Below are 13456 nucleotides of genomic sequence, written 5' to 3'. Positions count from 1 at the left end.
GGTTGATCGAAGCAAAGGCCCGTGTGACCGAGGCTGAAATCAATTTGAACGCCGCGCAAAAACTACAAAGAGGCGGGTTTGCCGCCAAAACCCGTCTGGCCGGGTCCGATGCGGCCAATGAAGCCGCCAAGGCCGGGGTTCAAAGCGCCCTCGCCGGATTGAAAGCTGCCGCCAGCGGCATCGAAAGCGCCAAGAGCCGCCTTCAAGGGGCATTGGCCGGAGTGCAAACCGCCAAAAGCCAAGTCGAATCTGCCCGCGTCGGTGTCCAAGCCGCCCAGAGCCAGATTCAGAACGCCAAAGCCGGTGTTCAAACCGCCGAAAGTCAGGTCGAAGGCGCGCGCGCGGCCGTTGAAACCGCCATAAGTGCGGTTCAAGGGGCCAAGGCCGCCGTGATCCTAGCCACCTCACAGCTTGAAGGGGCCGAAGCGGGCGTGCAAGCCGCTAAGACCGGCGAAGAAAGCGCGCGCACGTCGATCCAAACCGCCGAAGCCGCCATTGCCGGGGCTGAGATGAGCATTGACCGTCTTGGCATTCATGCGCCCTTTGCCGGGTTGCTGGAAACCGATACCGCCGAACTTGGCGCGCTGCTGCAACCGGGGGCCGCCTGTGCCACGATCATTCAGCTTGATCCGGTCAAGATTGTTGGCTTTGTCCCAGAGGCACAGGTCAACCGCGTCCTGTTGGGGGCCAACGCCGGGGCGCGTCTGGTCGATGAGCGCACTGTCGTGGGAAAAGTCACGTTTGTCTCGCGGTCGGCTGACCCGCTGACCCGTACCTTCCGTGTCGAAATCACCCTTCCCAACCCCGACCTGAGCATTCGCGACGGTCAGACCGCCGACCTGGCCATCGAAGCCGAAGGGGCCAAGGCGCATCTGTTGCCTCAATCCTCGCTGACGCTTGATAACGATGGGCGCCTGGGCGTTCGCCATGTGGCCGACGACGGTACGGCGCGATTCTTGGCGGTGAAATTACTGCGCGATTCCATTGACGGGGTCTGGGTTTCAGGCCTACCTGAGACGGTTGATATCATCACCGTTGGCCAAGAATACGTGACCGATGGCGTGCCCGTTGCGCCCAGCTTTGAGGAGGTCATCCAATGACCGGCATCATCGACTGGGCCTCTGAACGCGCCCGAATGGTTATCGCCTTTATCGTGTTGTCCCTTGTGGTGGGCGGCTACGCCTACCTCTCTCTGCCCAAAGAAGGCGAGCCGGATATTGAAATTCCGGCTCTCTTTGTATCGGTGCCTTTCCCCGGCATTTCCGCCGCCGATGCGGAAAACCTTTTGGTTAAACCAATGGAAACCGAGCTGGCCGATCTCGATGGCCTCAAGAGCATGTCCGGCACCGCCTCTGAAGGTTACGCCGGTCTGGCGCTTGAGTTCGAATTTGGCTGGAACAAGACCAAGATCATGGCCGATGTCCGCGACGGGATGAAAAACGCCGAGGCCGATTTCCCCGACGGGGCCGAGCAGTATTCGATCAACGAAATCAACTTTTCCGAATTCCCGATCCTGATCGTCAACCTCACCGGCCCATTGCCGGAACGGACGTTGAACAAGGTCGCCAAAGACCTGCAAGACCGGGTCGAAGCCCTTGATTCCGTTCTCGAAGCCGGGATCGCGGGCAATCGCGATGAGATGCTTGAGGTCATCATCGACCCGCTGCGCCTCGAAAGCTATAATGTCACCGCCGCCGAGTTGATCAGCGTTGTGCAAAACAACAACCAGCTGATCGCCGCCGGTGAAGTGCGCACCGATCAAGGGACCTTTGCCGTCAAAATTCCGTCGAACTTTGACGAGGCCGAAGATGTCTTTAATCTGCCGGTCAAAACCAATGGCAACCGGTCGGTGACGCTTTGGGATTTGGCCGAGATCAATCCAACATTCGAAGACCGCGAAGGCACCGCCCGTTTTAATGGCGAAACCACCGTGGCGCTTCAGGTTGTGAAACGCAAAGGGTACAACATCATCGACACCTCGGAAGAGGTTCGTGCGGTGATCGAAGAGGCCCGCAAGGCATGGCCCGAAGAGCTTAACGCAATCATGAAGGTTGGGTCCTCCAACGACCAAAGCCGTCAGGTCGACAGTATGGTAAGCCAGCTCGAGGGCTCGGTTCTGACCGCGATTGCGCTGGTGATGATCGTGGTTTTGGCCTCGCTTGGCCTGCGCCCTGCCCTCTTGGTTGGGTTTGCCATTCCGACATCGTTTTTGCTCTGCTTCCTCACGCTCGCCCTCATGGGCATAACGATCTCTAACATTGTGATGTTTGGCCTGATCTTGGCCGTGGGCATGTTGGTTGATGGCGCGATTGTTGTGGTGGAATATGCCGACAAACGCATAGCCGAAGGCACCGGCCCGATGCACGCCTATGTTGAGGCCGCCAAACGGATGTTCTGGCCGGTTGTCAGCTCGACCGCGACGACGCTTTGTGCGTTTTTGCCAATGCTGTTCTGGCCCGGCGTTCCGGGTCAATTCATGGGCATGTTGCCCGTCACCTTGATCTTTGTTCTCTCGGCCTCGCTGATTGTGGCGCTGATCTATCTGCCCGTCATGGGCGGTGTCTCTGGCCGCTTCTCGCGCCAAATCCACGTTATGGGTGACGCCATGCGCGCCCGCTTGCCATGGGTTGTGCGTGCGGTGTTGGTTTTGGTCGGCATCTTCGGTGTCTTTGTTGGCGCAATGATGGTACTGAACCCATCCTACCTCTCTGAAACCGAGGCCACAGGCTTTGGCGCGCGCATGCCCGGCGTCATCATTTTCCTGATATTCTCAATCATCACCTCGATCTTTATGGACAGCGCCGAATTCCGTCGCAAACGCACCCATATCGACAGCGCCTACCGTCGCACGCCCTTTGGCATGTTCATCAAATTCATCGCTGGAAACCCGGTTATGCCGTTGGTCTCCGTTGGCGCGGTGATCTTTGTGGTCCTAAACGTGTTCACCTATTTCGGCGAAAACAACAACGGCGTTGAATTCTTTGTCGAAAGTGAACCGGAACAAGCGATTGTCTATGTGCGTGCTCGCGGTAACCTATCCTTGGCCGAAAAAGACGCATTGGTGGAACGGGCTGAAAAGATCGTTCTGGCCCATCCCGGTATTCTCAACGCCTTTGCCTTTGCTGGTGACGGCGGTTTGGACAACAACACCGGCGGTGCGCAGCCCCCCAAAGACACCATTGGGCAGGTTCAGTTTGAAACCATTCCATGGGAAGACCGTCGTGCCTATGCCGATGAAACCGGTCATGACTATGACAAGCTTGATGGCGACGTGATCATTGATGATCTCACCGCCAAGCTTGAACAAATCCCCGGTATCAAGATCGAAATCCTAGCGCAGGCCCGTGGCCCGGCCTCGGGAAAACCGGTTCATTTGCGTCTAAAGGGCGACAATTGGCAGGACCTTTTAGATGCGGCAGCCATGGCACGGGCTCAATACGACGCGACCCCCGGCCTAACCCTGATCGAAGACACACGCCCCCTTCCCGGTATTGATTGGGAAATTGAGGTCGATGTCGAAAAGGCCGGTCGCTATGGCGCGGATGTCGCCACGGTTGGCGGCATGGTCCAACTGGTCACGCGCGGTATCTTGCTTGATAGCTACACTCCCGAAGGCTCGGACGAAGAGATCGAAATTCGTGTGCGCCTTCCGGAAGAAGATCGGGTGCTCAGCACCTTGGATTCGCTCAAAGTGCGCACCCGCGACGGTCTGATCCCGCTCTCCAACTTTGTCACCCGCAAGCCGGTTGAGAAACTGGCCGAGATCAACCGGATCGACCAGAAACGGTATTTTGACGTGAAGGCGGATGTCGGATCAGGTCTGGTCAATATTGTCAGCACCGAAGACGGCACCGACGTCTTATTGGCGACACTGCGTACCCTTGGCGACGATGTTGTGCCCCAAGGTGGAGAGGCCATCACCGGTTCGGATGGCGTCAACTATGAGGTGGTTGCATTGGATCAAGCGGCATCGGTCGCCGATGTTCAGTCGGCTTTGGACGGTGACGATGCCAAACCTGTTCCTCTTACCGCAAACGAACGTATCGCCCATATTACCAAATGGCTCGACACCAAACCTCTGCCCGCTGGGATTGAGTTTGAGTGGACAGGTGACCAAGAGGATCAAGCGGAAAGCCAAGCCTTCCTGACCTCAGCCTTTAGCGCCGCGCTTGGGTTGATGTTCATTATCTTGCTGGCGCAGTTCAATTCGTTCTACAACGCCACACTGGTTCTTTTGGCCGTGGTTTTGTCAACCACGGGTGTGTTGGTTGGCATGTTGGTGATGGATCAATATTTTTCGATCATCATGACAGGCACCGGGATTGTGGCCTTGGCGGGGATTGTGGTGAACAACAACATTGTTCTTATTGATACCTATCAGGAATACGCGCGGATCATGCCGCGGATCGAGGCGATCATTCGCACCGCCGAAGACCGTATTCGCCCGGTTCTTTTGACCACCATCACCACGATGGCGGGCCTTGCGCCGATGATGTTTGGCCTATCGCTAGATTTCTTTGGTGGCGGTTATTCGGTGAACTCGCCCACCGCCCTATGGTGGACAAACTTGGCGACGGCTGTGGTCTTTGGCTTGGGTGTCTCAACGGTTCTGACGCTGATCTTTACCCCATCCATGTTAGCGCTGCGCGTCTGGTTCTGGACCTATGTCAAATGGGTTGCCCGCCTTCTGGCGCGCATGGGATCAGGACGCAGCAGCCGCGCCGCCCGCGATTGGGCACTGGCCCGTCAGGCCAAACAGTCCAAGCTTCCTGAAATCTATTGGGATGAGGAACCAGCCACGGTTCAGCCGGTGGATTTACGCGCCGCCGAATAAGCCCATCAATGGGTGATACTGAAACAGGGAGCGAGGGGTTAATCCTCTCGCTCCCTTCTTTTTTGCCTCGGTGAAGTTAGGGCGTTGGTTGCAGTGTCTTGGGGGGCGGCGTAGGCTCGCGCGAAACGAGTTTTGCCCCGTGAGGATGTCATGAAAGACGCGAGCCCCCAAATCACCCCAGAGACCATCTATCTCAAAGATTACACCGCCTTTGGTTGGCAAATCGAAGATGTGCATCTGACCTTTCACCTTTCGCCCGGGGCGACGCGAGTGGTGTCAAAAATCCACTTTGCACCCAATCCCGATGCACCCGAGCAGGAATTTTTCTTGCATGGGGAACAGCTTAACCTGATCCGCGCGGCGATTGATGGTGAAGAGGTCTCTCCAGAGGTTGATGCGCATGGCCTGCGCTGCAAAGTGCCATCGGGCCCATTTTTATGGGAGTGCGAAGTTGAAATCGCCCCGGACGCCAACACCGCGCTCGAAGGGCTTTATATGTCCGGAGGCATGTATTGCACCCAATGTGAGGCCGAAGGCTTTCGCAAGATCACCTACTACCCCGACCGCCCCGATGTGATGGCGGTGTTCACCGTGCGGGTTGAGGGCGACATGCCGGTTTTGCTTTCCAACGGCAATCTCAAGGACAAGGGCGATGGTTGGGCCGAATGGCACGACCCGTGGCCTAAACCGGCCTATCTCTTTGCGCTTGTCGCCGGCGATCTGATCAATCACCCCGGCGCGTTCAAGACCATGTCGGGCAAAGACGTGGAACTGAACATCTGGGTGCGTCCCGGTGATGAGGGCAAATGCGCCTTTGGCATGGAGGCGCTGATTGCCTCGATGACATGGGATGAAGAGGTTTATGGCCGCGAATATGACCTTGATGTTTTCAACATCGTTGCGGTGGATGATTTCAACATGGGCGCGATGGAGAACAAGGGGCTGAATGTCTTCAACTCGTCTTGTGTTCTGGCCTCGCCCGAAACTTCGACTGACGCCAATTTCGAACGCATTGAGGCGATCATTGCCCATGAGTATTTCCACAATTGGACCGGCAACCGCATCACCTGCCGCGATTGGTTTCAGCTCTGTTTGAAAGAGGGATTGACCGTCTTCCGTGATGGTCAATTCACCAGCGATCTGCGCAGCGCGCCGGTCAAGCGGATCGAAGATGTGATCACCTTAAGGGGCCGTCAGTTCCCCGAAGATCAAGGGCCGCTGGCGCATCCGGTGCGCCCCGAAAGCTTTCAGGAAATCAATAACTTCTACACCGCCACCGTTTACAAGAAAGGCGCAGAAGTCATTGGGATGCTCAAAACGCTGGTTGGCGATGTCGCCTATTCCAAGGCTGTTGATCTTTATTTTGAACGTCATGACGGCGATGCGGCGACGATTGAGGATTGGATCAAAGTCTTTGAAGACAGCACCGGGCGCGATCTGACCCAATTCAAACGTTGGTATTCACAGGCTGGTACGCCCTTGGTGGACGTGTCCGAAGACTGGAAAGATGGCACTTTCACCCTAACGCTAAAGCAGCACACGCCGCCCTCCCCCGGTCAGGATGTCAAAGAGCCCTATGTCATCCCGATTGCCGTTGGTTTGATCGGCCCGAATGGCGACGAGGTTCTGGAGACACAAATCCTTGAGCTGACTGAAGCCGAACAGAGTTTCAGCTTTGACGGGTTGTCTACGCGCCCTGTGGCCTCGGTCAATCGCGGGTTTTCCGCGCCTGTTGTGCTTAGCCATGATGTCGATCGCGCCTTTTTGCTTGCCCATGATACCGACCCGTTCAACCGATGGGACGCCAGCCAAGGATTGGCCAAAGAGTGCCTTGTGGCGATGATCCGCGATGGGGCCGAGCCGGACTCGATCTGGCTTGATGGGTTGGAGCGCGTCTTGCGCGACAGCACACTTGACCCGGCCTATCGCTCTTTGATGCTCGACCTGCCCGGTGCGTCGGAAATTGCGCAAATCTTGGCCGACCAAGGCGTGACCCCCAATCCCGAGGCGATCTGGGCCGCGGGGGAGCGGCTTGTTCTGGCGCGGGCTGAGGGTTGGAAAGACCTCTTGCCACAACTGGCAAAAGAGGCACAGGTCAAGGGCATCTACAAACCCGATGCAGAGCAATCTGGCAAGCGCGCGCTGGGGGCCAGCGCCGCGACTTTGATCAGCCGGTTGGATGGTGGCGCCGCCGCACAAGAGCGGTTCGACAACGCCGACAACATGACGTTGCAACTCTCTGCGCTTGCCAACCTGATCCGCGTTGGCACAGGGGATGAGGCCCTAGTCAAGTTCTATGAGCAATGGAAAGACGACCGGCTTGTCATGGACAAATGGTTCGGTCTGCAAATTGGTGCGTCGCAACCTGAGGCGGCGATTGAGCGGGCCGAAGCCCTTACCCAGCACGCAGATTTCGATTGGACCAATCCAAACCGGTTCCGCGCGGTGTTCGGAGCCTTGGCCATGCATCACGCCGCCTTCCATCATGTGTCTGGGCGCGGCTATGCCTTGTTGACCGATTGGTTGATCAAGCTGGATGACAAGAACCCACAAACCACCGCCCGCATGTGCAGCGCTTTCCAGACGTGGAAACGTTATGACGCCGATCGTCAGGCGCTTATCAAGACACAGCTCGAACGCATCATGGCCAAGCCGAACCTAAGCCGAGACACCAGCGAAATGGTGAGCCGGATTTTGGCCAGCTAAGCCCTTGTTCTTCTTGTGCCGTCGCGCCAATGTGGCGGCACAAGAGTTCAGGAATTTTTATTTATGCCTTTTATTATTGCCGCCCTTGGGGCCCTTGCCGCCCTTTATTTCTTTGTCATCCGGGCGCGCGGGGCCGCCGATATGGCCAGCGAAGTCTTGGACGCTGCAAACGATGTCCGGCTTGCGGCACGCCGGTTTGGCTTTACCCGCAAGACCAATATCCACCCGGTCGAAGCCATCGAAGACCCCGATATTGCCTTGGCCAGCATTGGCGCGGCGTTTGTCGAGTTGGATGACCTCCCCACCCGCGAACAGCGCGATGCCCTAAGTGCGGTCATTGCCCGGACGTGTGAAATGACCTTGCAAGACGCCGAAGAATTGGGTGTCTTGGGGCGATGGATGGTGGGCGAATGCGGCAGTCCGGATCAGGCAATTGTCCGTCTGTCTCGCAAGCTCTTTAAACTACAGGGGGCCAATGGCTTTGCCCCTGTGATGGAGGTGATCAAAATGGTCTCAACCGCCGGGTCGGGTTCGTTAAGCCTGAAACAAAAAGAGGCGCTGGATGACATCAGCCGCGCGTTCAAAGTCACATGAGTGACCTGCTAATTGTCACCGGGGCCAGCGCCGGGATTGGTGCTGCCACCGCGCAAATGGCCGGATTCAACGGTTGGAGCCGCGTAGTTGTGCATTACGGAACTGACAAGGCCGGTGCCGAGGCAACCGCCGCAATGGTCGAAAGCATGGGCGCACAGGCCTATCTTTTGCAGGCCGATGTCGCCAAACCCAAAGCCATCGAAAAGATGTTCGCCAAGATTGGTGACCTAAAGCCGGGGCGTATTGGGCTTGTGAACAATGCCGGGGTCGTCTCCCCCACCGGGAGCTTTGCCGATCAAACCCCGGACAAAGTCAAACGGGTGTTTGAGGTCAATGTTTTTGGCGCGTTCGAGGTCGCGCGGCAATGCCTGTTGCTGATGCGCGCATGGGGCAAAGGCGGGGCGATGGTCAATACCTCCTCTGCTGCGGCCCGTTTGGGATCGCCCAACATGTATGTCGATTACGCGGCGTCCAAAGGGGCCATCGAAACGATGACCATTGGCTTGGCCGAAGAACTGGCCGCCGAAGGCATCCGCGTCAACGCCATCCGCCCCGGATTGATCGAAACCACAATCCACGCCAAGGGCGGTGCCCCTGACCGGCTAGACCAAATCGGCCACACGCCCCCCATGGGCCGCCCCGGCACCCCAGAGGAATGCGCCGAAGCGATCTTGTGGTTGCTCTCGGATCGGGCAAGCTATGTCACTCGCACCATCATGGATGTCACTGGCGGGCGTTAACCGGTCGGGGGTGGGGTTGATCCAGGAGCTCCCCCATATGGAGTCTAAACTGGCGGATATTCGTCACAAGACAGCATCCTTTTCAGCTCAAAGCTGTGGACCCTCAAACGACGTTTTTGGCATGAGGGAACCCGATCGAGGAGGCGAATGCCGCCAAGTCATGGTGCCTCTAGCTCGCTGATTTTTTGACAGCAACGGTCCTTGGTTTTGAATTCTGCTGGCTGTGCTGAACAATCCAATCGACAAGGTCACGTTTGCGGATCGGCTTGGTCAAAAAATGGTCCATACCGGCGTCCAGACAAGATTGCATTTCTGCATCAAATGCATGAGCCGTCAAAGCGACGATGTATGGCTGATTTATATCAAGCTTCCTGATTTCCTTAGTTGCATCAAGACCGCTCATTTTGGGCATCGAGACATCCATGAAGACCAAATCTGGTCGGGTCTCCCAGGTCTGTTGAACAGCCTCAAGGCCATCACAGGCAAAACTAAGTGTGATAGGCAGTGACTCTAAATACTTAGATAGCAACAACCTATTTGTCTTATTATCCTCAGCGACCAGAACATTCAGGCCCTCTAGGCTAGAATACTCTAATGTCTGGTCACCATTGGTAGCTGGTTTTTTCTCGGCTGGGACAGCCTGGGCATCTGTCGGAACCTGAACCCGAAACACCGACCCGGTCCCCAGCTCAGAGGTAACAGATATCTGCCCGCCCATCACGTCAATGATGTGTTTTGAGATGGTCAATCCCAGCCCCGTCCCGCCAAATTTTCGGGTTGTTTCCACCTCGGCCTGAGTGAAGCGGTCAAAAATCTTGTCCAACTTGTCTTTTGAAATCCCGATACCGGTGTCTGCGACCTCAAAGCAAAGATTTGAAACCGCCGGACTTTCTTCATACCAAACCCGGACCGACACAGTCCCTTGTTCCGTGAATTTAAGTGCATTCCCAATTAGATTCACAACGACCTGACGCAAACGGCCTTCATCTGCTCTCACAGTTTCAGGACAAGAAGCATCAATTTCGAGCGAAACCTCGATGCCTTCACTCCTGGAAGACGAGCCCAGGAGTGAAACCGTATCGTTGAAAAGAGCACTTACATTGAAGTCGACGGCACTAAGTTCCAGTCGCCCGGCATCTAATTGTGACAGATCAAGCACATCGTTAATCACGCTCATCAAAGATTGGGATGATCCAACTATGGTGCGTATATATTGCGATTGAACGTCAGTTAGCTCCGTTTCAGTGAGTAGGTCAGCCATGCCGATAATACCGGTTAGAGGCGTGCGAATTTCATGGCTCATATTGGCGAGAAACTCGGCTTTGGCACGAGCCCCCTCCTCGGCTGCGCGACGTGCCTCGGCCATCTCAGTGGCCTGCGCTTTTGCCGCAGTCACATCACGTTCAATCGCAACGAAAAACTCAATATTGCCGTCGTCGTCATGAACAGGAAATAGATTGACATCGACCCAAATTCGACGACCATCGCGTGTGATGTTTTCGACCTCGCCGTGATACGCACGGCCGGCCTTAACGGCCTCATCAATTGGCATAAACTGCTGAAGGTTGACGTCGTCACCCGCCAAGAGGGATGAAATTTTGTTGCCAATCGCCTCTTCTGATGTGAAGCCTGTCACTCTGGTAAAGGCCTCGTTCACCCACATGATGCGCCGGCTAGGATCAGATAGCACAACACTGTCATTGGCCTTGCGCGCCACCAATGACAGCTTGCGAAGCTCCTTTTGATGGCTCAGCATCCGAGCATTGGCTTTCTTGAGTTCTGTCTCCTTGGTTTCCAACGCTTGGGTAATTCGGAAATTGTTCACGCCCGATTTGGTAAAAGCCGCAAACATATACACCATGCAAACCAACAACATTGTGCCGGAAACATCCGTGAAGCTGAACACGTCAAAGCTATTTATTTGAAAAGCCTTGATGAACAAGAGTACAGCCGGCGTTGCCGCGTAGATACCCAAGCGCACCAAACCAACAAGCGGGAATTTCGGCATGGAGATAGCCGAATTGACGGCCCCCATGCCCAAACCGCCGATAACAAACAAAATATTTGCTTCTTCCCCAGCAAGGAAGAAGTAAATGGACGTGGCGACCCCAAGCGACACCCCTTGCATGGCACCCGATAGAACAGTGAAACGTTCGGCCCGTCTCAGTTCGTCATAAAGGATAAATCGGCGAACCGGTTTGTTCAAAATCCAGCAATCCAAAAGATCACAGGCCAACAACAAAACATAGGCCACCAAAGCCGGGAAAAGGCCCAATGCAAAAAAGCCAAGCCCGCATCCAACAGTATAGAGCAGCATGCGCATTGGAAAACGGTGGACCCGTTCATCCGCATGGGACAAAAGCAACCGCTTCCGGGCCTCTCGGGACGACGCCCAATTATCCGCCTTGTTCGTCGCCAAATTTGGTTGTCTCTTGATTGCTAAGATAGCAAACAAGATAGCGTCTAGGCCGTTAAGATACCTCTAAACCTACAAGGCCGTTCGCTGGATTTTATCGTCACAGCATAATTCCAGCAACAAGGCCAAACACAACCAGCGCAGCAATAGCATACAGAGCCGCCTTCCCTGCTTTTTCCAACCACCCCATAACGCCGGTCCGTCGGCTTTGGGGTTTCCAAATCAGATAAAACGCAGCAACGGTCAACACCGGCCCCAAGCCCGGAAAGGGAAATAGAAACAACGCAAAAAACGACAGCACAGCGTTCCACAAAAAGGGTCTACGCCGCGCAGTAACTTGCTCATTTGCCAACCAGGGGGCACTGCGATCCTGGCTTTGCTCCCGGCGTCCTGGGCGCTCTCTTGTGCGACCTGTCCGTGGCACCTTGGTCGGTGAGGCCGCGTGGGACATGTCTTTGCGATCAAAGCTTGGCAGCTTTTCTGGTACAAATTCCGGGCGCTCTTGCGGCTGTTTCCAATCCTCGCTCGGGGCTTCCCCTATAGCGCTTCGGTGGCGAAAATTCTCGGCATAATTGGCCTCAGACGTGTCGGGGACAAAGCTTGGATCCCGCCCCAGTTGCGCCCAGGCTTGTTCGGCCAAACGATGTGCGTCGGGGCCACCCACCATATGAAGGAAGGACGCGTAACCGCGCCCACTATCAAGCGGATTCCCCGTGCGGAAACTCTTGGTTGGGCCACCATTTTGACGCGCTTGATGTAACCAAGCCCGAAAAGCGCGGCGATCTTTGCGCGGCACGGACACTTTGTCGTTGACCACCAATCCGGTAACTTCCTGACGACTTCCCTTGCGCATGATCCGGGTTTTGTCAGGATGCACAACAAACCCTTCATCCTCGACGATCATACCAACAGCGCGTAGTAATTGCCCAATCCGGTCACCTTCGGGCTGCGCCCCCGAAAAAGTCAGGTCATCTGCGTAACGTGTGTAGGTCAGACCAAAACTCGCCGCCAACCCCGTGAGACGTCTATCCAGCCGCTTGGTCACCAAATTGGCAATGGCCGGGCTTGTCGGAGCCCCTTGCGGCGTCTTGCGATCCCCCTGTGCAACATAGAGTTTCTCACCATCCACGGTAAGGGTTTCACGCTCGGCCTCCGTACAGATTAGCCCAAGAACCGCGGCCTCGGCCTCGGCATATCCCATTGAAACAAAGAGCCCTTTGACGCGCTTATAGGTAATCGTGGGAAAGAAATCCTTGAGGTCGAGATTGATGACAACGTCTTGACCAACATGCTTTTCAGCATTGGTCAAGATAGAGCGACCGCTTCGAAACCCATGTGCGGCATCATGCGGGTCCTGAGCGTTTAGGATATTGTCCAAGACCCAGTATTGTGCCCGTTTCAAACGCGGCATAGGGGCCGAAATCATCCGTACGCCCCCGGTTTTCTTGGGAATTTCCAAGTGCCGGTAATGACAAACCTTTGACACCTTGCGATCAAAGGCTAAGAACCGCAATTCGGCAACGGAAATCCCCATCTTTTCGGCAATATCCTCGACGCTCTCAAACGCTGGAAGGCCCAAAGTGGTCAAACGCTCCCGATCAGCGCGCCGATCCGTCAAAGGCGCAGAGGAGACATCGCCAAGCGACGTCACATGCCGACGACGCCAGTCATCAAAGGCCGCCCCGCGGGCGTTTTTCGCTTCAATCGCTTTGCGTTTGGTTTCAACCCGCCGCAACCGCGCCTCGCGCATGCGCTCTTTCATAATGAGCTGCAAAGCGCGCTCGGGGTCCGACAAGGCGCGATCCTTGGAAAGCAAATCGCGCATTTCGCGCTGCAATTCTCCTTTGCGCTTGATGAAATCGGCTGGAAGTGAGGATTTCACAGTCCGTTCATCCCAGAACCCATGCCGGATCATTTCCTCCAGCACCACCTCATCCAGCGAGGATTCGCGAATACGCTCTCTCAGGTTCGCACTCATGACACACCTAACAGGTTCGGGCCGGACATAGCCGACCACAACAAGGGTTTTGGGGATAAGAACAAGAGGACCGGTGCCTTCGAACAGCGCTTAGGGCTGGATCGATCAACTCCCCGCACCCCCGCTCCCGTATGGCGTGTTGAGTTCTGCGAACTCAAACCGCAACCGTCATACGGGGGCTGGGGGTG

Annotated in this window: 6 protein-coding genes and 1 pseudogene; 5 read left to right on the top strand and 2 right to left on the bottom strand. The window is 55.9% G+C overall.

Annotated features, from left to right (window positions below):
* Positions 1–482: 482 nt before the first annotated feature.
* The 5 genes and pseudogenes from AC5EFR_RS09305 to AC5EFR_RS09285 all read left to right on the top strand — a co-directional run.
* Positions 483–1100, top strand: a pseudogene (locus AC5EFR_RS09305) (efflux RND transporter periplasmic adaptor subunit); the annotation flags it as partial.
* Entirely contained in the window at positions 1097–4834 is a 3738-nt protein-coding gene (locus tag AC5EFR_RS09300) for an efflux RND transporter permease subunit (protein WP_493575570.1), read from the top strand. The pseudogene AC5EFR_RS09305 and the gene AC5EFR_RS09300, both read left to right, overlap by 4 nt.
* A 150-nt stretch (positions 4835–4984) precedes the next feature.
* Complete coding sequence (gene pepN, locus AC5EFR_RS09295) at positions 4985–7540, top strand: aminopeptidase N (protein ID WP_493575569.1); 2556 nt, start codon at positions 4985–4987, stop codon at positions 7538–7540.
* 63 nt (positions 7541–7603) lie between these two features.
* Positions 7604–8134 (top strand): hypothetical protein, encoded by a 531-nt coding sequence (locus AC5EFR_RS09290; RefSeq protein ID WP_493575568.1) that lies wholly within the window; start codon positions 7604–7606, stop codon positions 8132–8134.
* Positions 8131–8874, top strand: a complete 744-nt coding sequence (locus AC5EFR_RS09285) for an SDR family oxidoreductase (protein WP_493575567.1) — start codon at positions 8131–8133, stop codon at positions 8872–8874. The genes AC5EFR_RS09290 and AC5EFR_RS09285 overlap by 4 nt, the downstream gene beginning before the upstream one ends.
* A gap of 169 nt (positions 8875–9043) precedes the next feature.
* On the opposite strand, the gene AC5EFR_RS09280 is transcribed toward AC5EFR_RS09285, so the two are convergent.
* Positions 9044–11002: an ATP-binding protein gene (locus AC5EFR_RS09280; RefSeq protein ID WP_493575566.1), complete on the bottom strand. Its 1959-nt coding sequence runs from the start codon at positions 11000–11002 to the stop codon at positions 9044–9046.
* Between the two features lie 388 nt (positions 11003–11390).
* Positions 11391–13268: a reverse transcriptase family protein gene (locus AC5EFR_RS09275; protein WP_493575565.1), complete on the bottom strand. Its 1878-nt coding sequence runs from the start codon at positions 13266–13268 to the stop codon at positions 11391–11393.
* Positions 13269–13456: the final 188 nt, after the last annotated feature.

It is taken from the genome of Pelagimonas sp. (assembly GCF_058892305.1).
Note: the sequence above shows the minus strand (reverse complement) of the source record. Positions and strands in the feature narration are given on the sequence as shown.

Bases quoted from the DNA above. Each gene is read 5' to 3' on its own strand.
- AC5EFR_RS09300 (WP_493575570.1), top strand. From the start codon at position 1,097: ATGACCGGCATCATCGACTGGGCCTCTGAACGCGCCCGAATGGTTATC.
- pepN (WP_493575569.1), top strand. From the start codon at position 4,985: ATGAAAGACGCGAGCCCCCAAATCACCCCAGAGACCATCTATCTCAAA.
- AC5EFR_RS09290 (WP_493575568.1), top strand. From the start codon at position 7,604: ATGCCTTTTATTATTGCCGCCCTTGGGGCCCTTGCCGCCCTTTATTTC.
- AC5EFR_RS09285 (WP_493575567.1), top strand. From the start codon at position 8,131: ATGAGTGACCTGCTAATTGTCACCGGGGCCAGCGCCGGGATTGGTGCT.
- AC5EFR_RS09280 (WP_493575566.1), bottom strand. From the start codon at position 11,002: ATGCAAGGGGTGTCGCTTGGGGTCGCCACGTCCATTTACTTCTTCCTT.
- AC5EFR_RS09275 (WP_493575565.1), bottom strand. From the start codon at position 13,268: ATGAGTGCGAACCTGAGAGAGCGTATTCGCGAATCCTCGCTGGATGAG.